A 25,216-nucleotide genomic window follows, 5' to 3' on the forward strand; every position below is an offset into this window, starting at 1 on the left:
GTTGGCAAATCGTTTTTTTATTTCAGAATATATTTATTCAATTCATTTTTCAATTCTAAGAGAGAATTCGGTTCGATAATTTGAGTGTCAATCACAAACTCATTTTTGTCTGTAATGAGTTTTAGGTCACCTGCAAATTCTTTAATTGACTTTATTTGGTTAAGTTTTATTTTTTTTGGGAATAGAGTGTTTTTTGTCAACTCTCCGTTTTCTATTGTCAAATATTGTTTTCTGTTTTCGAAATAATAGAAAATGAGCATAAAAAACCCAGCTCCAAATTGACCAACACCAACTGATTGAATTGATATTTCTTTCCATTCTCCAATTACAAAAGACAGTAAAACGAGAATAATTCCGATTGATATAAAAAATATTCCGATTCTTAAATTACTTATTAATCGTTCTTTAGAGTATCTGATTTTCGTCATTTTTTAAATGTTTGCCAACGTGTTTGGCTATGATTCCGTTGCGAGTAAAATCCGTAGGATTTTCCGAGTAGGAATCATAGTGATTATAAAAGTAGGAAACATCTTGTAATTAACCAATAGAGCAATGGATTATAGCCGTTGTTGCCATTAGTTTTTATTCCGTTTGTGATTTTACTGGAACTAAAAATTTATGAGTAAAATTCTCCCCGTTTTCAATCCGTTCAGTTACTTGAATTTCCAAATTTCCATTCACAAGAGTATTTTCAATTGGCGTTATTGTAAATCGGAAACCATCTTTATCGGCTTTATTTACCATAATTCCAGGTCCAAAAATCATAAACTTCTGGTTATCTATATTTTCGGTTTCAAAGTTTGCTTTAGTCGGTTTTCCAACAATTAAAAATTCCGCATCATTTTCCAAAACCATTTCAACTTTTTTATCCGCATTTGAGTAAACAAATTCCGATTGATTTTCGGTTTTGTTATTGGTTTTCATTTCCGATTCAGAGTTTATTTCTTTCTCCGATTTCGATTCAGTTTTATTTCCGCAACTGGCTAAATTAAGAGCGATTATTCCGCAAACTATGTAATTCAGAACGTTATTTTTCATTCAATAATGTAGGTTTCTTTAAATTAATGGCAACGGTCTCGGCTATGAGTAGTTGCGTGGTTTAGCGGTTAACTTTGCAAGTACACACCAAATTGAAAATCCGCGAGGATTTTCAGAAGTAGGCGAGAACAAGCAATTACTTATAGCCATTGTTGGCAAATCGTTTTTTATAAATATTTTAAGTCAAATTCCCCTTCTCTTATTTCTATAGTTTCTCCATCTTCATTAACTGCGTCAAACTCGAAACGACCGCCCAAAATAAAGTTATCAATATCGTGATATAGAATTTCCAAAGTTCCAAAATAAATTTCGTTTGTTTTGTAAACTGAGCTGGTGGTATCAATACTATATTCTCCTTGATTTGGTTCCTCACCAAGATTATAAATATTACCAACCATTGAAGTTGTTGTGCTTATTCCAGTAATTTCTATTGTTACAAATTGGTCAATGAAATCTGGTGACTGACCTCTATTCCTAAACGAAAGGTACATACGATTTAAATCATCATAGTCAGCCAAACTAAACCATACCGACCTTGCTCCTGGACTTGTTACTACAGATGGTTTTAATAGGTTGCCATTAACTTTACATTTCACGCCTCCTCTTCCGTCAAACACATAATTCTCATCGTCCAAATCAACTGAAGCTGTATCACAGGATATGAAAGTTAACATTGATAAAATAAAAATCAGTTTTTTTTTCATAGAATGCTTTTTTTAAGACGAAATTCCGTTCAAATGGTTGCGTCAAAATGTTTGCCAACGGTTTTGGCTATGGTTTCGTTACGGAATGGTACGCGAGTATCATTCCGCCGTAACCATAAATTTAGCAAAAAGGCTTGAAATTCCGATTAGGAATTTCAGCCGTAATGAACTATAGCCTGTGTTGTGCACTGGCTTTTTTTACTTTTAGTTGATATAATATTCCATAAATCAGTCCGATTATTCCTCCAGCATAACTGAATTCGTGCATAGTTCCGACTGTTATAAAGTTCTTTTTGTCTATTAAATCCGCTGGAAAATCCCAAGTCAGATTTGAGTTGGACATTATAAATTTCCCAATTAAGATTCCTACTATTCCGATTCCGATAGCGATTCCTAAATTCCGCAAAATTGCTGTCATTCCGCTTTTCCACATAATTTTGGAATTCGGCTGAAACATAGCAACAATTCCTAAAACCAATCCGATTATAAGTCCGAACCACCAAGTCGACCACATTCCAATTATTCCAGCTGTCAATCTTGGTGTAACTTTTCCATATTCGACAAATCCGAATTGTTTGAATTTAAATTTTGTAAAATATTCAGTTGAGATTGAGTAGGAAATTTGGTTGTGTAAAAATCCGTAAATCGAAGCGAGAACTATCGAGATAATTATGATTACTAATAAAAGTCCAATTTTTTTCGCCATTCGGTTTTTTAGCTTGTGCACAACGTTTGTGGCTATGGTTTCGTTGCGGATAAATCAGCTATGATTTTCCGCCGTAACCCAAAGTTAGCAAATACACAGGAATTTCCGAGTAGGAAATTCCGCCGCAATGAACTATAGCCGGTGTTGTGCAACGTTTTTTATTCCGTTGGGTTGATATTTTTTGTTTCTCTAATTTCTTTAGAATCAATGTTGTAAATTCCGTATTCTAATTTATTTGGTTCCTCTGGATTATCAAAAGTCAAAAGCAATTCTTTGTTGTTATTTATCCATTGATAATTTTTTACTTTTCTATCGATAACCTTATTTAGATTATTACCATTTAAGTCAGATAAATAAACATAATGTTGGTCAAATCGGTCAATTATTCCGTCATTATTTGTGTCCGAATTTGCTATGAAATATGATATATGAGTTATTTCATTCAGTAATTTAGAATCTTCGGTTTTTCGATTAGGAATGAACATACTTTTTATAGATGCATTTTCGGGTAATAGTTTTCCTGAATTCTGGAAATTTTTATCTAAAAAAATAATATTTATTGTATTCATTCTTACCATATTTTCTGAATCTGCGATATCTATATCAAGATATCCATAATCATCTTCAAATACCTTTTCCACTGCTACATAATAGAAATCTGAATTTGGTAATTTGATTGGTGATGAATATTTGATTTCGAAAGGTTTTTCAATTGGTTTTTTTGACTCAAAAAAAGAATCATCAATTATTTGATTTTGACGTTGTTCATATTTTTCAATCACAAGCATTCCGAAAATGTAAAGAATGAAAATTGGAAGTAAAATTCCGTTTATGATAATTAAAATTCGAATAAATTTATTGTTCATAGGTTTTTTTTCAAATGTTGCACAACGTGTTTGGCTATGGTTTGCTGCGTTGGTCAAGCAATAAATTTAGAAAATAAACACCAACTTTTACGCTTGCGTGGTTTTTCCGAAGGAAAAACTACCAAGCAGTAAACTATAGCCGGTGTTGGCTACAGTATTTTTTCTTTTATATATTTTTTGTCAATCAGATAATTTTCCAAATCGGATTTGTAGGATTTAAAGTCGAATTTTTTCAGTTTTGATAATCGAGTAAGACAATTTGATTCGGTTAGTATTTCATTACACACTTTCTCAATTAGTTTATCCTTTTTTAAGTCCGAAACTTGGCTAAATTCAATTTTACAATCTATCTCCACACAGTTATTTGATTTAATTTCAATTCCGTCAACATAAGAAGTTCTTTCTCCAGGTCGATATCTCGGTCTTCTTAATTTAAAGAATTGGTCAAATTCTGGTTTCACAGTTATTAGTCCGAAATAAAGTTGATTTAGGTCTTCTCCATAATTTCGGTTTTCAAAAAATGCTTCCAATTCAACAGATAGGTCATTAATCCAATTATTCTGTTCTTGAGTCAAGTTCGTGTATTGTGCTATTCCGAAAGTCAATTTTGCGTTCTGTTTTTATATTGTAGCCAACGGTTTTGGCTATGGTTTCGTTGCGGATAAATCCGCGAGGATTTTCCGCTATAACTCAAAGTTAGTAAAAGTGCAAGGAATTTCAGTTATGAAATTCCGCCGCAATGAACTATAGCCGGTGTTGTGCAACGTACTTATTTTTCCGTATCTATTAACCAAGCGTTTTTGTATTCCGTTGTTTTAGTTAATTCTTGTTTTAATTTTTCTCGGTTTAAATCCAATTCGGAATATTCTGCTCTTTCATAGAGTAGGTTGTATGCCGATTGATGAAGTCCGTATTTTTTTAATTTATAAAAGTCCGCTTTTGCTTTTTCCGAATTCAGATTGTCGTTATCAAACTCAATTTTTAATAAATCAACCAAAGTGTCATTTACAAACTTATTTTGGTAATTAAGTCGTTTTTTGTCCGATTTCATAGAGTTAAATTCTCGGATTATTTGATAAACGATTGAGTCGTTATTTTCCGCTTTTCTGCGGTTCCAAAATTCAGTGTAATACTTGGTTTGTATTTCGGGATTGTTGTAAGTCAATTGCAAACTGTCAATTAGATTCTCAAAATTCCGCTTTATATAAATTCCTTCGATAATGAAATGACTTTCGCTTTTTGAAATCAGATTCTCAAGTTTTCCATATCCAAATTTTTTAAACGATTCGTGAACCATTTTTAAGTTTTCGGGTTTTCTAATCCAAGTGTTTCTTGTCCAATCTCCATTTCTCAAATCGAAAAATGAAGTTTGATTTTCTGCATAAAATTCCAATTCAGATTTCTTGTCATTTTTACAAGACAGAAATAGAAAAATCAGAAGTGAAATTGTTAGCGGTTTGTTCATTTTCGGTATGTTGCACAACGGTCTCGGCTATGCGTAGTGCGGGTTTTCAAGGCACTTCACTGTCCGCCTACCGAAAATATTGTTTAATGCAATTACTTTCATGTCAGCACTTTCCCCCGCATTACGTATAGCCATTGTTGTGCCCCGTTTTTTTTATTCTTCAGCATTGGATAAGGCATACTCTTTGGCAAGTTTTGGCTCGTGTTGTTCGGTCGTGCGACTTGCCAATGTGTATGACTTAGCGTTGGCTATTTTATCAATGATTAATTCATTATTCTCAATCAAATCCGTGATTAGGGTTTCAATCACTGGAACTGAAACGGCATTTCCCATTTGTTTATAAACAGCATTGTCATTTTCAAGTAGTTTATATGTGTCAGGGAAGCCTTGAAGTCTAGCACATTCTCTTGGTGTTAATCTTCTTGCTTTTCCATTTTGTACAACTCCAAGTCTGTTGGTGTCAGAAGCTGTTAGTGTAATTGAAATGCTTTCAGGGTCTAAGAACTTGAATACTTCAAATGACATATTTCCACAAACAGGATTATACTTTTTATCGTAATTACTCAGATAACCTTTTTCAATCAATGAACTTGTAACTGAATCGAAATTTTCTTTGGTGTAAAATGTTTGAATTTGGTCTTTTGTTAGTGCTTTACCATCTTGGTGTGTTCCAAAAATCTTTTTCCTGCGATTAGCTATGAGAAGATTCATAAACTCAATTTCATCATCTGTACAATCTCCCTTAATTCCTAGCTCCCACGAATGAATTGAGTTCCCGTTTCTTGTGTCAATCAATCTATAACCATGAAGTTGATTTAAGTCACTTCCAATTACCTTATGAAGTTGACTGGTGAACTCTTCACTGCAGAAGTATTTGCTATCAGGTTTTGCTTCTAAAATATCTTTAACAACTGCAAAATCACGCTCTTCTTCAAAAAGACTTTTCTGCCCATTTCTTTGAATAAAATTATGTGAGTCAATAGCTCCTGTATCAGACTGTACTTTTATTTCAAAATCTTCTTCTAATATGCCGAGAATGTAAATTCGGACTCTGTTCTGAGCAACATTAAAATTGCTTGAGTTCAGTAGGCGATATTCAACTTTATAGCCAAGTGAATGAAGTGAATTCACTATTGTTTCAAAAGTTCTCCCTTTGTCATGAGTAGTCAAACCACGGACATTTTCAAGAAGAAATCCTTTAGGGCGATATTTTTTTAAAAGACGCTCTACATCAAAAAATAAGGTTCCACGAGTATCTCCAAACCCCCTTCTTTTTCCTGCATAGGAAAAGGCTTGACAAGGGAATCCTGCTAACATAAAATCAAATTCTGGTAATTCTTCAACTTGAGTAATATCAGAATACGGATTGTGTCCAAAATTTAGCTCATATGATTTACAAGCGTTTTTGTCTATTTCAGAAGAGTAAACACATCTTGATTGTATATCAAACTTTCTAAGAGCTTGCTCAAATCCAAGTCTAATTCCACCAGTTCCTGCGAATAAGTCAATAAACTTTATCATGATAGTTCAGATTTTATCCAATCAGCTAACACCTTAAATTCGCTTACCGTGTAAGCTACGGTGCAATCACTAAACTGGCATATTGTGGAAATTGCAGAAGAACGCTGAAAGTTGCCTGCACCGTCTAAGACGTATGCTATTTTGAAACCATCCTTGTGCATCAAATTGTATCGGTCAGCTGCTTGTCCCGACTTTCTTTCAATTGTACTATTTGTTGTTACCTGAAAGCTTACTTCAATTCCAACAGATTTACCATTTCTATTTACGACTATATCGAATGGCATCCCACCACCTTTGTCATATCCTGAAAGATTGATATATCCGTTTCGAATTATCTCGTAATCATCATCTAGTACATTGCTTAGAAATTCGACTATTTCAGTTTGAGCAAGTTGTCCCAAACTATTTGCAGTTGCACCGCCTGTAATTCTGCTGACGATTATATAACGTTGTTTGACAAAATTTGCTAGTTCTTCTTCATTACCAAGTAAGGTTCCAATTTCACAAGAGTCTAAGGCTGCTTGGTCTGCATGGTCAGACGTAGAAGCAAAAAGTAAGATTGCAATCATGTCTTTCATTAGCCCGTTTAGCTCGGTCTCAGTTGAAAGATTGTCTCCGTCAATGAGAAGCTTTTTGTTGTTCAGTCCTTTAACGGGAAGTTCTTCAAACTTATACTTCAATTTTGCTCCTTTCCACAGAAACTCGAAAAAGTAGTTACCTTTTTTATCCTTTGGGAAAATGTCCTTAAACGAACGGCCGAGTCGTTGGATAGGTTCTCCACCATAATCGGAAAGGACTACCAAGTGTTTCAGGAAAAGGTTGCCTGGAAACTTGGCTACTTCAATAAGTTTGAATATTTGGAATGGTTCTTTTTTGCTCAAATTCAAAATACTTAAAAAGTCATCTTGAGTTTTGAGTAAAAGAGGAAGAACATTCGCCAAAGAGTTTTTTTGCTTCAGTTCTTCAGGCCACCACATGGCAGCCTTGTTTTTTAGTTCATTTATATCTCTGTTATACTTTGGCATGTGTTTTTCCGTATTTTATCTGTTCTTCTGCGACTTTTAGGGCGTTTAACGCAGATTGTTCGTCTTTTACCAATTCATAAATCCTAGTCGCTACCCACAGTGATTCTAATTCTTCTAAGGGGTAATCAAAAATCTCACTTATGGAATTTAAGTGTTCTCGTTTAAGAGCTTTTTGGTCATGCTCAACTTTACTCAGAAAACCGTCTCCAATTTCAAGCTTAGCTGCGAGTTGCCTTTGTAGCATCTTTTTCGATTCTCTTAGTTCTTTAATTTTTTGTCCTAGTGTCATTTTACCAAAATTAGACTTGACCTTTATTGGTCAAATATAAGAAGTTCGATTCGATTTTCAATGTCGGGAAGGAAGAAATAGCTCTTTTGCAATTTTTGGTTGTGGGTGGGCTGGTGCGAATTGCAAATGTGCTATTGTGTGTCGGCTTTTTTAAATGGGGCACAACGGTCTCGTGTATAAGCAGTAGCGGATTTTAACCCACTAAACTGTCAGATAGCACCGACCATTGATTTATAGTTTTATGTTTCAAAATAGCACTAAACCCGCTATTGCTTATACACAATGTTGTGCGGTCGTACTTTTTCTTTTTCAGTCCGTCAGCGTAGGCAAAGACATACTCTTTTGCAATTTTTGGCTGGTGCGAATTGCAAATGTGTATGGCTTTTAGCGTTGGCATTATTTTCATTTTATCTATTTTTCATTTCCACTCTGTTACGAATAGTTTCCGTTAAAAGAGAATATAATTGCGGAAGAATATCGGTTTTAAAACCGTAGGCTTTTAAAATTTCTTCATCAAAAGCAATTCTGTCTTTTTGCTTGTATTCGTTTTCGTAATCCTGAATTTGTAGTGTGCTAAGCGGTTCAAATTTTGAAAGGATATTTTTCTTTTGACTGTCAGAAAGCAAACTTGGGTCAAGTATTTTCATTTTGGTTTTGAAAAAGTCTGCATTCAAATCCAATGCTCCCAAATTTCTTGAAACTCCGTTTAATTCAACAATCAAAAGTGAAATGATTGAGTTAAGCAAAGCCGACACAATTTCAACATCTTTCTTTTTTACTCGAATAGCAACCAATCTTTGATTGAGATACAAAGGCGATTTGCTAAAAGAGAAAAATAATCGTTGACTTGGGTTTATGGAAATAAAAATATTTGCTGATTCTTCTGGTGCAAGCGAATACCAAAACGGTTTTCTCATTTTCAAAACTTCGGGTAATGCGATTCCTGTTTTGTTTGTAGCCGTTTCAAACTTTTTGATGTGTTTGTAGGCATTAGGATATTTTGCTTTCAAAGTCTTTTCGTCTTTACTGCATACAAAAAGATTGTATTCCGAAATGTTGCTGTAAGCAATTGTTTTGAGTTGTTGGCTCGTTTTTAAAATCGGCAACAAAAATTCCTTTTCAATTTTAAGGGTTTTGTTTTCTTCGTTGGAAATGATGTGCATAGTATCCCAACCTGTTCTTGTTCCTCTGCCTGTGTCGTAAATGTTTGGAAATGGATTTATCAATTTCTTTTCAAAAACACTTAGTGGATTTTGATTGACAAAATACGTTGCCCAATTTTCTTGCGAAGCAAGAGAATTGGCTAAATGTGATTGTTCAACAATGCTAACTGTAAGTGTTTTGTCGGTTTTGTGAAATACGTTTTTGAATTGTTTATCCTCTTCCCAATTAGCATTATGCGGATTAGTGCAGTTGTCAATTTCGGTATAAAAATCTTCAAACTGATGCAAAGACTTGTTCGTAAATAGGTTTTCCAATTTTTCATTTACAGTTACAAATTTCGTAGGTTCTTTACTCGTTCCTTTTTCAAGCGTTATAAATATGGTACTGACTTTTGAATCTTTAAACCAATGTTCAGCATTGCTTTTCACAATGTATTTGATGTGAAAGTTGTCCAACAGAAATTTCTTGAACTGCAAACCGTAATTCTTTCCCAACCAAGCATTGGAAGTAATTGCTGATAAAATTCCGCTGTCCTTTAAGAACTTCAATGAGTTGTAAAAGCAATAAATGTAATAATCACTTTTCCCGTTGATTTCAAATTTGTTGCCGTTTAAAAAAGCGGTTTGAGTTTTCGCAAATTCACTTTCAAACTGCGTATTCAAAATTTCATTCGGAATATCTTCTTGCTGAATGAACGGAAAATTTGAAATTACAGCATCAAATTTGGGTATCGGAATTTGATTGATTTTATCAATGTCTTTATTATCGGGAATTGCGATTGTCTGACTTGGATTTAACGTAAAAAAGTCTTTTCGGATTACTCTTGGGAAGTTTGCCGTATCGTCAACTCTTTGTTTGTATAGGTTGATGACGGAAAGGGTTGCAGGAAAATGGGAAATATCATTGCCCCAAATCTGATTTAAAACTTGTTGATGATTTTTGTTTCCAAAAAACTGTAATGTGCGATAGAACGAATTTAAAAATGTTCCTGTGCCTGATGTTGGGTCAATGACAACATCATTTCGGCTTCTGATTGCCGAAAAGGTAACAAGATTTGCCAATGTCTCGGAAGTGAAGTATTGTCCGAATTTCTGTTTTTCTTCCTGAGGCACTAAGTTTTCCAAAATATGCCCGATTACCTCATTTGGCAATACTTTGAAATCAAATTCATTAAAAACAGAAACGAGTTTAAAAAGCAATTCATCAATCGTTTCATTGAACGGAATTTTATCTGTAAAATCACTCTCAAAAACGGCTTGATAATCTATTTTCTTTGCTTGGTCAAAGAAGTCATTCAGTTGCTTTTGAACTTTCTTGCTGTCCGTCAATTCCAACTTAGATACTTTGCCTGATAAGTTTTCTGAAAGGGTGAGATAGAAAAGAATTTTTCCGATAAACTTATAGTAAGTGAACTTAGCTAAAACTTCTTCGGGCTCAACCTTTTCAACTCGTCTTGATGAAGTTGATAGAATTTTAAGAGTAGCACTTTCAACAATTCTCCATTGATTAAATTCTTTTCTGAATGAACTATCATCTCCTTTCAGTTCGTTGATTTCATTTTGAAATTGGGGAACGAAATGTTGGGAAGTTTGCAAAACAGCTTCGACAATGTTGGACGAAATGTTTATCGCCTTTTTCAGTTTTCCGTCTTGGTAAAGTTGTCCTAAATCGTGAAGTATTTCATTTAATCGCTTTTGAAGTTTGGCTTCGTGTTTTTTGTAGTTGTTTCTGTCGGCTAAATCATTTCTGCTTGTGATGTCTTTTTCTTTCGGGTAAACTTTCAGTTTTTCCAATCCCGAAATAGAATATTTATCATTTTTGATTTTCCAAATAATCGCTTCCGTTCCATTCCAAGTAACAAAAGAATCGGATTTTAAACGTTCTGCTTTTTCCAAAGCATTTTCCAACATTTCGGTGTTATCTGCTTCGGTATCTGGGTATTTCAACTCCCAACCATTAAAAACAATACCTGAAACTTTGTCTATAAACAAAAGAACATCAGGAAATTTTGTTCTTCCTGATGCGACTTTTAATCCTTCGTCATTGGTTGCGTCTTGAAATAGGGTAGTGCCGCCATTAATGGCTTGTTTTATCCAACTTATGATTTGACCTGCCCAAGCTCTTTCATTTAATTTCATAGTTTAAAGTGTGGTATTCTGCAATTGGTTCTTTAAAAAGTCGAAGCGTAGCTTCTTTGATATTCTTTGTTTTTAGCGTTTCTTCAATCCTGTCCGTACAAACTTTGATGTAATCAACAGGTTTTACTTTGTGAAGCAATACATCTTCATTTTTTTCAATTCCAATGAAATTTCTGTTTTCCAAAATTGCAGAAAGTAAAAAACTGCCACTGCCACAAGCGTTATCTAAAACAATGTCGCCCGGATTTGTAAAAGTTTTAATTAGGTAACGACCTAATTCAATCGGTTTTTGGGTTGGGTGATAAACTGTTCCTTCCGATTCGGCTGTTTTTACATATACATAGTCGTCTATCGGCTGTTCTTCATAAAATACCACATCATTTGGATATCGTTTTCCATTGCTTTTAACGTGTCGTGGTTTAAAATCGCCATAACTTCCCGTGTATTGGTCTTTCCTGATTCCTTTGTCATAAGCTTCTCCTTCAGTCATTTGCGGATTGTAAGTTGGCTGTTTTTTGTAAAAAACACAGATGTCTTCGTGTTTACGAAGTGGTTGTTTTTTTGCATTGAGGAAGTTGGTGGATTTGGACTTTATCCAAGTGATTTTATACTTGAATGATTTTTCATTGCTCAAAATTAACTTGGCTGTAAAAACTCCTTGTGAAGTCAGGACAATAGCACCATTGTCTTTTACAATTCGTTCATATTCTGCCCAAAGTTTATCCAAGTCAATCACCGAATCCCATTTGTTTTGAGTTGTTCCGTAAGGTAAATCACAAAGAACCATATCTACCGACTTGTCAGGAATAGATTGCATCACTTCCAAACAATCCCCTTGAATTACTTTGTTTACAAAGTCCTCAATCGGTCTTTTTTTCTTTTTGCCGTTTAAGGAAAGTACATATCCGTTTTGATGAGTATGTCCGTTTGTTCCATACTTGATTTTTTCTTCTGCAACCATCATTGCAGGTAAAGCCAAATCTTCGTCTTTGATTTCGTAAACGATTTTGTCGCTAAGCCATTGGACAATAATTTCGTCCTTTTCAATCTTATAGTATTTACAAAGTAGGTTTAGTTGTTCCCTTGTTGGCAGTCGTTTTCCGTTTTCGATTCTGCTTAGCAAGGTTTTATTTATTCCTGTTTTTTTGGTTACGTCTTCTAACAATAATTTCTGTTCTTCTCTTATATTTTTAAATGTAGTTCCAGTAGATATCATATATTAAAATTATTGAGTTGACAAATTTTGTCAAATTTACATATAGTTCTCAACTCAACAAATTTTTCTGTCATCTTTTTATTCGAGCGTAGGCAAAAAACAGCTCTTTTGGTTTTTTGAGTGTTGGCTTGTGTGTCGGGAAAAACCAAATGTGCTGTTTGTGCGGTTGGCTTTTCTTGTATGCCGCACAACGGTCTTGTATATGGCTCGTAGCGTGCAAATTAGCGATTAATTTTCGGTTAAGCACGAGCCGAATTTTTTAATTTTCTTATTATCTTTTTTTCTCAATAAGCCAAATTAAAAAATTTGGCGGACTTGCAAATATACCTTAACTTGGATTGGTCAACTAACTAGCTGTGAGCTATATACGTTGTTGTAAGTAGTGCTTTTTTCGTTCACTTACTTAATTTCAAAATCCGAAATGCTCCTTGAATTACCAACGCAAAAACGATTGTTCCGATAATCAAATCAGGTTTACTCGAACTCAACCAATTTACCAAAATTCCTGCAATTATTACTCCTAAATTTATAATCACGTCATTCGAGGTAAAAATCATACTTGCTTTCATATGAGCCTCTTCTTTGCTTTTTGACTTTTGCAAAATGTAAAGACAAATTCCGTTTGCGATAAGTGCAAAAATCGAAACGATAATCATTGTCGAAAAATCGGGAAGTTTTTCGTTTCCAAAAAATCTTCTTAAAACTTCTACAAATCCAATAATCGCAAGTGCTATTTGAAAATATCCAGCAAGTTTTGCAATCCGCTTTTTCTTAATTAATGTTCCGCCAACCGCAAACAAACTAATTCCGTACACAAAACTGTCCGCAAGCATATCCAAACTATCGGCAACAAGTCCCATTGATTTTGAGATAATTCCTGTTGTCATTTCGATTATGAAAAATGCGAAATTTATGGCAAGTACAGACCAAAGTAGTTTTTTCTGATTTTCGTTTTCTTTAAATTCAGTTTGGTCGGTTTGTTCCGTTGAGATTTTCTTTCCGCCTAAATTTAATTCGATAACTGACTTTTCGATTTGGTCAATTTCTCCGCTGTGAAAAACGGTCAATTTTCGGTTCGGAATATCAAAGTCCAAATTCGCAATACTCGAAATTCCGTGCAATTTCATTCGGATTAAATTTTCCTCTGAAGGACAATCCATTTTGGTAATTTCAAATATCGTTTTATTCACTCGGTTTCTGGGTTTTTCGGCATTACTTACAACGTGTTCGTATATGATTCCGTAGCGAGTGAATTCGAATGAATTCGGTCGTAGGAATCAGTTAGATTTAAAGGTAGGAAATTTTCTTAATCATAACAGAATAGAGCTATGGATTATATACGTTGTTGTACAACGTTTTTATATTTTTATTCCTTTCAAGTAATGTTCTCTTATCAGTTTTTCCTGAATTTGGGCTTTTCTTGATTCTTTAAAAATTCTTTCTCCATAAATGGCGATTTGAATTGGTAAATCATCAACGTCCATATCTCCTAACAAAAATCTTCTGTTATGTGCAGCAACCAACTCGTAAGTCCGTTTAAGTTCATTTCTGTTCTCAATCGTTGGCTTTTCTACAAAATTTTTGAAGGCATCAATGCAGAATTGCTCAGCAGTTTTCTTTCCTTGAAATCTGTCAATTATATCTCTAACCTCTTTAATTAAATCATTTTCCGTTCTGTTTGCGTTAAATTCTTTTGTCTGAAAATTCCCGAGTGGAAAAGCGAATACTTTTTCGCCTTTAGGTAAGTTTGTTTTAATCCAGCCAGATTGTATTTTTTTAATAAATCCATCAAAGTCAACCAATTCCCAACAATCAATTTTTCCGTCTTCATAAATATGAATATCGGTCAGGTGATAGTGTAAGTTATGAATAAAAACAGGAAGAGATATTCCCTTTATCAATTTGTCATTTTCTATTCGATACGTGTTTTTCATCAAATGTTGTACAACGTGTTTGTATAATAACAGTTGCGTGAGTTAAGGTTTAATTTAAAAATAAGCAACAAAAAGAAACACGCAAGGTTATTCCAAATAGAGAATAACGTAGCAATTGTTATTATACGGTGTTGTGTGCCGTTTTTTATGTCAGATAATATTCGTTCACGTGTTATTCAAGCTAATCCAGAGTTCGTTAATGGTAAACATTTTCAAGATTTAGTTGATATTATTAATTCATACGAATTAGATGATTTAATTTCATTTCCTATGATTAGACGTATTTCTGCTTTTATTGGTTTTAAAGACTCTGATATGCAAGATATAGCAGATATTCAGTCAAAAAAGGATTTTAAGGTTTAGTATTATTATATTCCTCTAAAAGTTCTATTGATGCGTTTCTTAATTCTGCGCTGCCTAATGAGAAATCCGATTTACAGGTTATATATACTAATCCTTTTTCAGAGTTTATTTTGTCGGATAGTTTTTCAAGTCCGCTTAGAATAATTACTGAATTTGCTAATTGAAATATTTTTTTGTCAGAATGTATTTGGTCAAAGTCATATTCTTTGATTCCGTTATTGACAATTAGGTTTTTAATTTTTATCATAAGTTCAAAATATTATTAACGTGTCGTTCAAATGGCACACAACGGTTTTGTGTATGGCTCGTTGCGGGAAATCCGCGAGGATTTTCCGCCGTAACCGAAAGATAGCAAATTGCAATGAATTCCGATTAGGAATTCAGCCGCAATGAGCTATACACGTTGTTGGCAAATCGTTTTTTATTTAATATTTCATATCAAATTCTCCTTCTCTTATCTCCACAATAATACCATTTTCATCTATTGCATCGTAATGAAAAGTTCCACCTAATATTCTATTCTCTAAATCGTGAAAAACTACCTCCAATTCGCCAGTATTTAGGTCATTTGTAGAGTAGTTGAAATCTATTCCGCCATAACTATACTTTCCATAGTTCCAATTGTCTTCATTCTCGAGAGTATAGATATTACCAACTTGAATAGATTCAGGAACCACATCAATGATTTTCATTCTTACTGATTGATGTATAAAGTCAGGTGATTCACCACCATTTAAAAAACTGACGCTCAAATATTCTTCGTTGTTCCAAGAAATAAATTCAACATCAGCTGCTAGTCCAGTTCCACTAAAACTTACTTTTGGTTTAATTAATTTTCCATCAACTTTACATTTTATTCCGCCTCTTCCATCGAAAACGTAATTCGGATCATCTGTATCTACTGAAGATACTTCGCAACTAATTAGTCCAATTAAACAAAGTATAAGTATTAGTTTCGTTTTCATAATAATTCAGTTTATTTAAAAGATGCAGTTTCTCTCGAAAGGTTGCGTTAAATGTTTGCCAACGTCTTTGTGTTATGAAAAGTTGCGTATTTGAGAACGGCTAATTTTCCGAAGGAAAATTTGATGTTCGAAAAGAAGCAACAAATTTAGGTTGAGCTAAATATAGCAATTTTTTATACACATTGTTGTAAACTGGCTATTATGCAACTCTTTCTATTCTGCAATTTTCACATTCTGGATGTGAGTTTACAAAATCTTTAATAGAATTTTTCATGTCTTCAAATGAATCTCCATAAAAATACAATCCAGTTTCAGTATTTCCATTCCAATATCTTAGGACTTGGTCTCCAATTTTTGTCAGTCCTCTAATTTCAGCTGCTAATGCATCTGAATCAGAATTTTTATAAACTTCATCGGACAGATTTATTCCGTCAAGATAAATTCCTAAACCTTCCTTTTTTCCAAATTCAATTTTCTGTTCCGTTTTCTCAATTGTCAGTTTAGAACCTTTTGGTGCTCCAAGCTCTTCAAGTTTCTCAATGATTGATTTAACATGATTTTCATTAATCTCATCAGAATTTAGTTGGATTTCAACGTCGCAGTATTCCAATTCTCCAGATTCTAATTGCATAGTTCCTCCACCTGTAACTTCTCCCATTCCATTAGCCTGAAGAAATTCATCTAATGGGTCTTCATAAATTTCTCCTCTATCGATCGGCATTACTTTATCATTTAGAGTTGCGACAATAAAATTTCCAGAGTATTCTTCTTCCTCTTTTTTATTCAATCCGAAAAGTTTTTTAATGAAGTTCATATGTTGGTTTAGCTTGTTTACAACGGTTTTGTGTATGGCTCGTTGCGGGAAATCCGCGAGGATTTTCCGCCGTAACCGAAAGATAGCAAATTGCAAGGAATTTTCGAAAGAGAATTCAGCCGCAATGAGCTATACACGTTGTTGTGCTTTCGTTATTTTAATTCCATTTTTATAAGCACGGATAAATTGTCAAGTTCTTCTTTTAGTTTATTATAATTCCGTACTTCTAAAGCGGCGATGTCACGAATATGAGTGAAATATCCATAAAATATTGAGTCTTCTTCAGCTGTTAATTCAATATTTGTGTTGTCTTTGTAGTACAAGAGATTAATTCTTTTCCGTTTGAGTATCTCATTGGTAAAATTCGACATTTGAGTATTGAGATGTGTATTTTCATAATTATTTACTTGTTCAGCAAAAGCATAATATTCCGATATTGAATTTTGCAGTTCAATGTTGTCTAATAGTTCCAATATATTACTCGATTGTATTGAATTATAAGTTGATTTATGAATTAAAAAATTTCTCCATCTCGCTGCATATTTTATTGTTTCACTACTCAATTTTAAATTTCCAGAATCAATATATTGATTCAATAACTGATTTTTTATAGAATCAAATTCAATGCATTCTAAAAGACTTGATTTATCTTTTTCCAAGTCCTCAACAAGTAAGGATAAGTATTTATTTAACTTTTTTTGATTTGAGTGATTTTCCCGAGAAACGTTCAATTGAAGTGCAATTAAAATCCCAATTACAACAAGAAGAATCTCGCCAAATGCATATTTTAGATACTTCCCGGTCTTACCTTCTGAAAGTAAATCTTGTCTAATTTTTCTAAAGACTTTAATCATTTGTTATTGGTTGGTCATAATGAAGCACAACGGTTTTGTGTATGGCTCGTTGCGGGAAATCCGCGAGGATTTTCCGCCGTAACCGAAAGATAGCAAATTGCAATGAATTCCGATTAGGAATTCAGCCGCAATGAGCTATACACGTTGTTGGCAAATCGTTTTTTATTTAATATTTCATATCAAATTCTCCTTCTCTTATCTCCACAATAATACCATTTTCATCTATTGCATCGTAATGAAAAGTTCCACCTAATATTCTATTCTCTAAATCGTGAAAAACTACCTCCAATTCGCCAGTATTTAGGTCATTTGTAGAGTAGTTGAAATCTATTCCGCCATAACTATACTTTCCATAGTTCCAATTGTCTTCATTCTCGAGAGTATAGATATTACCAACTTGAATAGATTCAGGAACCACATCAATGATTTTCATTCTTACTGATTGATGTATAAAGTCAGGTGATTCACCACCATTTAAAAAACTGACGCTCAAATATTCTTCGTTGTTCCAAGAAATAAATTCAACATCAGCTGCTAGTCCAGTTCCACTAAAACTTACTTTTGGTTTAATTAATTTTCCATCAACTTTACATTTTATTCCGCCTCTTCCATCGAAAACGTAATTCGGATCATCTGTATCTACTGAAGATACTTCGCAACTAATTAGTCCAATTAAACAAAGTATAAGTATTAGTTTCGTTTTCATAATAATTCAGTTTATTTAAAAGATGCAGTTTCTCTCGAAAGGTTGCGTTAAATGTTTGCCAACGTGTTTGGCTATGGTTTCGTTGCGTGAAAATCCGCAAGGATTTTCCGCCGTAAACCGAAGATAGCAAATTTGCGAGGACTTTCCGCGAGGAAAGTCAGAAGCAATGAACTATAGCCGGTGTTGTAACCAGTTTTTAATTTTTTGTTATTAATTTCAATTCCGAGTTGTCAATTTTTTTTACTAATTCCGAGTATTTAATTCCATTCAGTTTTATTTCTCCATTTTTTGGTCGATAAATTTCAGATTTGGTTTCAACTCCGTTTCTATAAATCCAAAAATTTAAATCGGTAGAATCTTTCTCTAATGTTCTAATGTTTGTTCTTTTCCAAGTTTTCTCAATAATTCCAAATTCCGATGTTGATTTGTTTATTATTAAATCTCCAGTTTTCGATTCAAAGTGTAAATTTTGATAATCTCCATATTGGTCTTCTATTTCCATTAAATACATTCCATAACCTAAAAAACCAACAATAAAAATCAGACCGATTGTTAAAGTCAGAAATATGATTTTTATTTTACTTTTCATTTGGGGTGGTTTTAATAATTCCGAAAACCCATTTTAGGTTTATAAAAATCAAAATCAACAAAATTATTCCGATAATGATAAATTCATTTGTCGGTAAATTTTTAAAAGTCGGACGTTGTATTTTTTCAATTAATGCGATTGAATAGGCAAATATTAAAACACAAGTCAGAAGCGTAAAAATTGATTTTCCGATAATCTTAATTGTGTTCAAAATTTGAGGTTTATTCATTCGGTTTGTTGGTTTGGTCAAATTGGTTACAACTGCAGGGTTAAACGTAGTTCTGATTAGAGAATGAAAAGATAATAAATTCTTAAGCAATAATCAGAGAATAGGTCTTCCTTATACTCTCTGATTATTGATCGTCAAATAGCTTGGCGTAAGCGAAGCGTAAATTGTAGAATTTATTAGATTGGGAATTCGAGAATCAGGATCAAATTACCTTTAACCGACGATGTCGCACGTTTTGGCACGAAGCCCGCTGAAGGCGATATTTTTGGGATAGGCTTTGTTGGTAATTTGGTTTAACCCTGCAGATGATAGCACGTTTACTTTAAGGTGCATTGTCTGCGAAGCAGCGCAGATTAAAGTTCGCCTTTGGCGAATGTGCTATCATCGGTCTTGTATATGAAAAGTAGCGGATTTTACACACTAATTTTTCAGTTTATAACAGACCTTCAATATATTCATTTTCTTTCTATTAAGCGATTAAACCGCTATTTTTTATATACGTTGTTGTACGCTGGCTTTTTCCGTTCAGCTTGGTTTTCAGGCTTGACAAGACATACTTTTTTGCAATTTTTGGTGTAGCGTTGGCTTGAGCGAATTGCAAATGTGTATGGCTTATGCAGTGGCTTCTTCCACAATGTTTATTTGTTCTTTTGTCAATCCGTACAATTCATAAACCATTTGGTCTATTTCTCTGTCCGTTTTATCTATTTCAGTTTTCAACTCCTTTGCTTTTTGCTTTTGCTCGTTAAAATACTGCATCCATTCTGCTTCTTCGCTAATTGTAAGAGAAACTGAATTTTTATTTAATTCAGATATGAATTCTTTAAAGTCTAACTTATACCAAGCATTTATTTTTCTGTTATTTTCAATATTGTCAAATTTGGATTCTATTAAGTAAATTGAACTGCTTAATATTTTTTGAAAGTTCTGATTAAGTTCCAAAAGGTTATCAACCATTGTATTAATTTTTTTCAATATCACTTCCTCTGAACTTAATTTAATAGGAAGTATTTCAAGAAATGTCTTTGAGATATTAACAGTTAAGTTCGAACGATTTGAGAATTTAATAGCATAGTACCAATTAATTAATTTCGAGTTTATTAAGGCAAGAAAAAAGCTTAAATATTCTTCATATTTTTTTTTCGGGACTAAATTGTTTACTGAATTAAAAGTGTAATATTGATTTCTGTCAATAGTTCCTGTTAATGGCATTAAACCACCACTAATTCTTTGTATTATTATTTTATTACTTAAATAAATTTCTTCTTTTCTTGCTCGATTTAAAAGTTCTCTATCGTACAATATATAATCATTGGTTTCTCGAATTCTATATCTGGTAAAAGATTTACCGTAAAGTAAAGGTTTGTATTTATCGTTAAGTTTAGAGTTTGCTACATATTTGTTTTTATCGCCATCAATACCTGGTGAAATGAATTTGAAAAAGTCACCAAGTTTACTTTCTACTTTTTCTATCTTTTCAATTATTTCAATATCCTCTTCATTTACAAGTACATTTAATACATATTGTTCGTTTTTTAAGAAAAATGATTGAGGAACTTGTGAATACTCACAATTTTTTGAGACTAAATCAATCACGCTCTTGGTAATATTGATTTTACTATTTTTAGTAAAATGAGAGTGCGACATTATAACTGTAGAAACAGTTGCGTCTGAAAAAACGCCCTTGCCCAAATCTACTATTTCGTTAATAGTTGACTTTTCAAGAAGGTATTTTCTTATGGCTTCATAAGGCGTAGCTCGTAAAATATTGTTTGGAATTATAAAACTCTGATAACCGTTTTTGTTGAGTATTTCTATTGACTTTATAATAAAGATGGCAAACAGATTTATTTTACCTTTTTGAATATTTAAACCTTTAGATGTTGTTGATATTGAGTTTTCAAGAACATAATCTAAAATGTAATTTTTAGATTCTTCCATAAACTCTCCTGTTCTTGTGAAAACATATGGCGGATTTCCGATTACCACATCAAATCCACCTTTTGCAAAAACTTCTGGAAATTCGTTTTTCCAATTAAATGATTTGTCTCCTGCAACACTTGGGTCGTCAATTAAACTGTTACCACATTTTATATTATCATTTAATGAAGTAAGTTTTCTACCTTTTTGTGCAGTTCTTAACCAAAGCGAGAGTTTAGCGATTTCAACGCTTTCCTCATTAATATCTACACCATAAATATTGTTTTCTAAAATTGCGTTTTCCACTTCGCTCAATACCATTGCATCTCCAAACAATTTGGCTTGCAATTCATCAATGTATTGATGTTCTGCAATTAGAAATTCTAACGCTTGGTTTAAAAAAGCACCACTTCCACAAGCTGGGTCGCAAATGGTAATTTGCAATAACCATTTTCTGTAATCTTCTAATTTTTGAGATAGCTTTTTTAAAGTCGCTTTTTGTCTTCCTTTACGTTCTTTTTCGTATTCAGCTTCTTGTATATCGAGTTCCGTTTTCTTTTCCTCACAAAGTTTACCAACGGTATTATCTACAATGTATTTGGTAATGTATTTCGGTGTGTAAAAAACACCATCTTTTTTACGCTTGGTCTTGCTTTGTTCGGTCGAAACACCTTGAATTTCTGCTTGTATTTCATCAATGTCGTTTAACGAATGTTCAAAGATATGTCCGAGTATGTTTACGCTTACTTCACTCTCAAAATCGTAGTTACTTAAATTTATCGTGTGTTTATGAAGTAAATCGTCATTGATTTTGATATTGTCTAAAATCTCGTCTGGTGCAAAAAGTCCACCATTGTAAGCAAAAATATCGTGTTGCTGTCCTTTGTGTCCTGTATTCATATAACCGAAATATTTTTTAAATCGGTCGTACAAAGGAAAATACTCGTCATATTTATCTCGTAAATCAGCCCATTGGTTTACGATAGAGCGAATAGAGTTTGGCGGAAGTAACAATCTATCTTCTGCAAAAAAGATAAATAGAAAACGGTCGAGTAATTTCTGTGTTTTCTTGAATAACGTTAGTTTGTCGTATTCAGGATTTTCTTTTTGTATGGCATCAAAAATCTCGTTTCTAAAAGACGCGTAATCTTTGTATAATTTTTTGGTAACGTTTTCCTCTTGCGTTAAAGATTCATCTTTAATCTTTTTCGGAATGTCTTTTAAAAGATATTCAGACGATAGGCAAAGCCAAAGAATGTCGAAACGTTCTTTTGAAAGCTGAAATAAATTAAATTCCTCAAAGTCAACTGCGTTGTCAATGTAAAAACGTAATTTTTCAAAGTTGGAAGTAATGACATAATTACAACCTGGTTGGTTGTTTTTATATCCAAATGCTTGGGTTTCTACTTTGCTTAAATCGGTTGTGTTTGTTCCTTTTAGTTCAATTACTGCAAGTGCTTTTTCGCCTTTTAGAATTGCTCCATCTGTCTTTTTAGAGCCTTTTATATTTTTTAATTCCGTTGTGAGATTAAATTCAGGTGTTGGGTTTTTCGTGTAGCCCAAAACATTCACAAAAAGGTCAATCAGAAATTCACCTTGATATTGTTCCTCTTTCGAGTTTCGAATGTTTTCTTGAATGGTCGGATTATGAAAATGGCTTGTAAATCGCTCGTATGCTTCATTAACTTTTTCGGACTCTAATCCTTTTAAATATTTGTTTAGAACAGAGTTCTGAAATAAGCTCATATATGTTTTATGTTTTTTCTCAAATTTAATGCTATTCCGAGCGTTGGCAAAAAAACAATGTGTGCCTTTTTCGGCACTCTTTGTTTTGTGCGGTTGGCTCTTTTTTCAGCTTGCTTACAACGTGTTCGTATATGATTCCGTAGCGAGTGAATTCGAATGAATTCGGTCGTAGGAATCAGTGAGATTTAAAGGTAGGAAATTTTCTTAATCTTAACAGAATAGAGCTATGGATTATATACGTTGTTAGGCACAGTTTTTTATTTTTCTATAAACGTCATGTAAATGATTTTCAGAGGTAAATTCCTTTGGATTTTTTTTCATCTCTTTGATTGTCAAATCCAAGAATTCCTCAAAATCATCAGCAATGACAACCATATTTTGCTCATCACTACCAAAAATAATAACCTGCCCTTTTACTCCTTTTTTATCTGGGTCAAGGTCAATTCCAATGAAATTACCACTGTAATCATGGAAAATTGGAATCCATTTATAATGGTAATATTTCTTTTTTATTTTGTCTTCTGGACATGAAGAAAACATTTCTTCTTCCCATATGTAATCTTTTCTTTTCACAGTGTATTTTCCATTTGGCATTAATTCAAATTCTAAACTGGCCCAATTATAGTCTTTCTTTTCTAATTGATGAATTTCTTCGCCTAAATCAAATATTTTATCTGAATATTCTTCTTTTAATGAATACTTTTCAATTTCACCATTATCATACTCGACTGAAATTTGGCTATATGTACCTAAAGCACAACTAAATGTTGCTTTATGCCATTTTTTAGATATGAATCCAAACTTCTTTTTGTTGGGAATAGACTTAAAAAATAGTGTTGAGATTGCGTTTAGTATTTTTTCGGATTTATTAGGATCAGTAACTTTTCTTTCAACAGGTTTAAGTAAGCTCAATGGAAATTCGAGTTTTGATATTATTTTTTTCGTGCTTAAGAATTCAAGTCCAAATAGAATACCAGATTTATTACCTAATTCGCCATTAATCTTTTTATATATACCGGTGAAAACATCTGGTAGTTTTTCACCGATCATAGTTTCAATTTGGGCAAAATCTATTTCACCATTATCATGGTTAATTTTGTTAGTTTCTTCATCATAGTTTTCTGAAGTCCATTTGGCTATATGTTCAATTTTATCTATCGTGGTCATTATTTTTTTTAATTGTGCCTAACGGTCTCGGCTATGAGTAGTTGCGTGGTTTAGCACTTAACTTTGCAAGTACTCACCAAACTGAAAATCCGCGAGGATTTTCAGAAGTAGGCGAGAACAAGCAATTACTTATAGCCATTGTTGTAGCACGTTTTTTTATTCAGTTCTATATAATTTATTTCTATTCGCTTTTACGTATTTCGTCAAGTCCTGCTGATATGTTTTTACAAAACTTTCCTCATAAAAATAATCCTCAATTTTTTCCGCTGACGGAAGTTCTTTGTATCCTTCTGCAAATGCTTTAAATCGTTTATTCCAATCACTCTTATTATTCTGAAATTTTGAATATAAATCTTGAATTGTGTCAAATTTTCCGAAATACTCATTCAAAACTATTTCATAGTCCGAAGCCAATTTTTTCATTCCAGTTTCTTTCATTCCTTCTAATGCGAGTATTGACAATTCTGGGTAATTAAAAAGAAATTGGTAAACTCCTCCATTGTTGACTTGAGATTCAAAGTTTATTAGAGTGAAATAAATCCGCTGTTCTTTAGTCAACTCATTTAGAAAATCAGCGTGAGTTTGATTCTTTTCCCAATATTTATTTGTTGAGTAAATATCATTGCAAATTTTCTCGCAAATGTCGTAATGTTTATTGTCATAAATTCCCCATTCCTTATCATTCCATTTTTGCTCAATTTCGGAAAGCCAATTTTCAGGCAATAAGGGAAGATGTTGAGTAGATTCAGTTTGAGAATCAAGTCGAACAAATTCAGTCATTACATTTTCAGTTTTATTTGATTTATTTCTCAAAATAAAAAATCCTATGACTAAAATTAAGAATACAATTATGACAATAATTCCTGTTTTCATTGATTTGGCGAAATGTGCTACAACGTCTTTGTGTTATGAAAAGTTGCGTATTTGAGAACGGCTAATTTTCCGAAGGAAAATTTGATGTTCGAAAAGAAGCAACAAATTTAGGTTGAGCTAAATATAGCAATTTTTTATACACATTGTTGTAAACTGGCTATTATGCAACTCTTTCTATTCTGCAATTTTCACATTCTGGATGTGAGTTTACAAAATCTTTAATAGAATTTTTCATGTCTTCAAATGAATCTCCATAAAAATACAATCCAGTTTCAGTATTTCCATTCCAATATCTTAGGACTTGGTCTCCAATTTTTGTCAGTCCTCTAATTTCAGCTGCTAATGCATCTGAATCAGAATTTTTATAAACTTCATCGGACAGATTTATTCCGTCAAGATAAATTCCTAAACCTTCCTTTTTTCCAAATTCAATTTTCTGTTCCGTTTTCTCAATTGTCAGTTTAGAACCTTTTGGTGCTCCAAGCTCTTCAAGTTTCTCAATGATTGATTTAACATGATTTTCATTAATCTCATCAGAATTTAGTTGGATTTCAACGTCGCAGTATTCCAATTCTCCAGATTCTAATTGCATAGTTCCTCCACCTGTAACTTCTCCCATTCCATTAGCCTGAAGAAATTCATCTAATGGGTCTTCATAAATTTCTCCTCTATCGATCGGCATTACTTTATCATTTAGAGTTGCGACAATAAAATTTCCAGAGTATTCTTCTTCCTCTTTTTTATTCAATCCGAAAAGTTTTTTAATGAAGTTCATATGTTGGTTTAGCTTGTTTACAACGGTTTCGGCTATGAGTAGTTGCGTGGTTTAGCACTTAACTTTGCAAGTACGCACCTAACTGAAAATCCGCGAGGATTTTCAGAAGTAGGCGAGAACGAGCAATTAGTTATAGCCATTGTTGGCAG

General features: G+C 33.1%; 27 protein-coding genes. 1 reads left to right on the forward strand and 26 read right to left on the reverse strand.

Annotated features, from left to right (window positions below):
• Positions 1-17: 17 nt before the first annotated feature.
• The 15 genes from ACPX19_RS11165 to ACPX19_RS11235 all read right to left on the reverse strand — a co-directional run bounded on the left by ACPX19_RS11165 (position 18) and on the right by ACPX19_RS11235 (position 14,066).
• Positions 18-428 carry a hypothetical protein gene (locus tag ACPX19_RS11165; protein ID WP_426430085.1) on the reverse strand — a complete coding sequence of 137 codons (411 nt, stop codon included), beginning with the start codon at positions 426-428 and terminating at the stop codon, positions 18-20.
• Positions 429-582: 154 nt separating this feature from the next.
• Positions 583-1,038 (reverse strand): hypothetical protein, encoded by a 456-nt coding sequence (locus ACPX19_RS11170; RefSeq protein ID WP_426430086.1) that lies wholly within the window; start codon positions 1,036-1,038, stop codon positions 583-585.
• Positions 1,039-1,205: 167 nt separating this feature from the next.
• Positions 1,206-1,742 (reverse strand): hypothetical protein, encoded by a 537-nt coding sequence (locus ACPX19_RS11175; protein WP_426430087.1) that lies wholly within the window; start codon positions 1,740-1,742, stop codon positions 1,206-1,208.
• Positions 1,743-1,911: 169 nt separating this feature from the next.
• Positions 1,912-2,448: a hypothetical protein gene (locus ACPX19_RS11180; protein WP_426430088.1), complete on the reverse strand. Its 537-nt coding sequence runs from the start codon at positions 2,446-2,448 to the stop codon at positions 1,912-1,914.
• Between the two features lie 158 nt (positions 2,449-2,606).
• Positions 2,607-3,371 (reverse strand): hypothetical protein, encoded by a 765-nt coding sequence (locus ACPX19_RS11185; protein ID WP_426430089.1) that lies wholly within the window; start codon positions 3,369-3,371, stop codon positions 2,607-2,609.
• Between the two features lie 92 nt (positions 3,372-3,463).
• Positions 3,464-3,919, reverse strand: coding sequence for a hypothetical protein (locus ACPX19_RS11190; RefSeq protein WP_426430090.1), 456 nt, complete (start codon positions 3,917-3,919; stop codon positions 3,464-3,466).
• Positions 3,920-4,083: 164 nt separating this feature from the next.
• Positions 4,084-4,779, reverse strand: coding sequence for a hypothetical protein (locus ACPX19_RS11195; protein WP_426430091.1), 696 nt, complete (start codon positions 4,777-4,779; stop codon positions 4,084-4,086).
• Positions 4,780-4,932: 153 nt separating this feature from the next.
• Positions 4,933-6,300, reverse strand: coding sequence for a DNA cytosine methyltransferase (locus ACPX19_RS11200; RefSeq protein ID WP_426430092.1), 1,368 nt, complete (start codon positions 6,298-6,300; stop codon positions 4,933-4,935).
• Positions 6,297-7,325, reverse strand: coding sequence for a hypothetical protein (locus ACPX19_RS11205; protein WP_426430093.1), 1,029 nt, complete (start codon positions 7,323-7,325; stop codon positions 6,297-6,299). The genes ACPX19_RS11200 and ACPX19_RS11205 overlap by 4 nt, the downstream gene beginning before the upstream one ends.
• Positions 7,312-7,614: a helix-turn-helix domain-containing protein gene (locus tag ACPX19_RS11210; RefSeq protein WP_426430094.1), complete on the reverse strand. Its 303-nt coding sequence runs from the start codon at positions 7,612-7,614 to the stop codon at positions 7,312-7,314. Before ACPX19_RS11210 ends, ACPX19_RS11205 begins: the two co-directional genes overlap by 14 nt.
• Before the next feature lie 193 nt (positions 7,615-7,807).
• Positions 7,808-8,011, reverse strand: a complete 204-nt coding sequence (locus ACPX19_RS11215; protein ID WP_426430095.1) for a hypothetical protein — start codon at positions 8,009-8,011, stop codon at positions 7,808-7,810.
• 10 nt (positions 8,012-8,021) lie between these two features.
• Positions 8,022-10,916 (reverse strand): Eco57I restriction-modification methylase domain-containing protein, encoded by a 2,895-nt coding sequence (locus ACPX19_RS11220; protein ID WP_426430096.1) that lies wholly within the window; start codon positions 10,914-10,916, stop codon positions 8,022-8,024.
• Positions 10,903-12,132, reverse strand: a complete 1,230-nt coding sequence (locus ACPX19_RS11225; RefSeq protein ID WP_426430097.1) for a DNA methyltransferase — start codon at positions 12,130-12,132, stop codon at positions 10,903-10,905. The genes ACPX19_RS11220 and ACPX19_RS11225 overlap by 14 nt, the downstream gene beginning before the upstream one ends.
• Before the next feature lie 395 nt (positions 12,133-12,527).
• A complete protein-coding gene (locus tag ACPX19_RS11230; protein ID WP_426430098.1) occupies positions 12,528-13,322 on the reverse strand; it encodes a cation transporter in 795 nt (264 codons plus the stop codon).
• 168 nt (positions 13,323-13,490) lie between these two features.
• Positions 13,491-14,066: a DUF7638 domain-containing protein gene (locus ACPX19_RS11235; protein ID WP_426430099.1), complete on the reverse strand. Its 576-nt coding sequence runs from the start codon at positions 14,064-14,066 to the stop codon at positions 13,491-13,493.
• Positions 14,067-14,213: 147 nt separating this feature from the next.
• Here ACPX19_RS11235 and ACPX19_RS11240 point away from each other — a divergent pair, with 147 nt between their 5' ends.
• Complete coding sequence (locus ACPX19_RS11240) at positions 14,214-14,429, forward strand: hypothetical protein (RefSeq protein WP_426430100.1); 216 nt, start codon at positions 14,214-14,216, stop codon at positions 14,427-14,429.
• Here ACPX19_RS11240 and ACPX19_RS11245 read toward each other — a convergent pair.
• The 11 genes from ACPX19_RS11245 to ACPX19_RS11295 all read right to left on the reverse strand — a co-directional run bounded on the left by ACPX19_RS11245 (position 14,419) and on the right by ACPX19_RS11295 (position 25,067).
• Positions 14,419-14,676 carry a hypothetical protein gene (locus ACPX19_RS11245; RefSeq protein WP_426430101.1) on the reverse strand — a complete coding sequence of 86 codons (258 nt, stop codon included), beginning with the start codon at positions 14,674-14,676 and terminating at the stop codon, positions 14,419-14,421. The two genes, ACPX19_RS11240 and ACPX19_RS11245, sit on opposite strands and share 11 nt — an antisense overlap.
• 178 nt (positions 14,677-14,854) lie before the next feature.
• Positions 14,855-15,394, reverse strand: coding sequence for a hypothetical protein (locus ACPX19_RS11250; protein ID WP_426430102.1), 540 nt, complete (start codon positions 15,392-15,394; stop codon positions 14,855-14,857).
• A 199-nt stretch (positions 15,395-15,593) separates the two neighbouring features.
• Positions 15,594-16,208, reverse strand: a complete 615-nt coding sequence (locus ACPX19_RS11255; RefSeq protein ID WP_426430103.1) for a hypothetical protein — start codon at positions 16,206-16,208, stop codon at positions 15,594-15,596.
• A gap of 152 nt (positions 16,209-16,360) precedes the next feature.
• Positions 16,361-17,062, reverse strand: a complete 702-nt coding sequence (locus ACPX19_RS11260) for a hypothetical protein (RefSeq protein ID WP_426430104.1) — start codon at positions 17,060-17,062, stop codon at positions 16,361-16,363.
• 166 nt (positions 17,063-17,228) lie between these two features.
• A complete protein-coding gene (locus tag ACPX19_RS11265) occupies positions 17,229-17,768 on the reverse strand; it encodes a hypothetical protein (RefSeq protein ID WP_426430102.1) in 540 nt (179 codons plus the stop codon).
• 196 nt (positions 17,769-17,964) lie between these two features.
• Positions 17,965-18,357: a hypothetical protein gene (locus ACPX19_RS11270; protein ID WP_426430105.1), complete on the reverse strand. Its 393-nt coding sequence runs from the start codon at positions 18,355-18,357 to the stop codon at positions 17,965-17,967.
• A complete protein-coding gene (locus ACPX19_RS11275) occupies positions 18,347-18,586 on the reverse strand; it encodes a hypothetical protein (protein ID WP_426430106.1) in 240 nt (79 codons plus the stop codon). Before ACPX19_RS11275 ends, ACPX19_RS11270 begins: the two co-directional genes overlap by 11 nt.
• Positions 18,587-19,198: 612 nt before the next feature.
• Positions 19,199-22,252: an Eco57I restriction-modification methylase domain-containing protein gene (locus tag ACPX19_RS11280; protein WP_426430107.1), complete on the reverse strand. Its 3,054-nt coding sequence runs from the start codon at positions 22,250-22,252 to the stop codon at positions 19,199-19,201.
• Positions 22,253-22,495: 243 nt separating this feature from the next.
• The gene (locus tag ACPX19_RS11285; protein WP_426430108.1) at positions 22,496-23,419 is read right to left on the reverse strand and encodes an SMI1/KNR4 family protein; all 924 of its coding nucleotides are present in this window, start codon (positions 23,417-23,419) and stop codon (positions 22,496-22,498) included.
• Positions 23,420-23,575: 156 nt separating this feature from the next.
• Positions 23,576-24,292 (reverse strand): DMP19 family protein, encoded by a 717-nt coding sequence (locus tag ACPX19_RS11290; protein WP_426430109.1) that lies wholly within the window; start codon positions 24,290-24,292, stop codon positions 23,576-23,578.
• Between the two features lie 160 nt (positions 24,293-24,452).
• Entirely contained in the window at positions 24,453-25,067 is a 615-nt protein-coding gene (locus ACPX19_RS11295) for a hypothetical protein (RefSeq protein WP_426430103.1), read from the reverse strand.
• Positions 25,068-25,216 lie beyond the last annotated feature (149 nt).

Origin of the sequence: Winogradskyella sp. HB-48 (assembly GCF_049942685.1) — a bacterium.
GTDB lineage: Bacteria > Bacteroidota > Bacteroidia > Flavobacteriales > Flavobacteriaceae > Winogradskyella.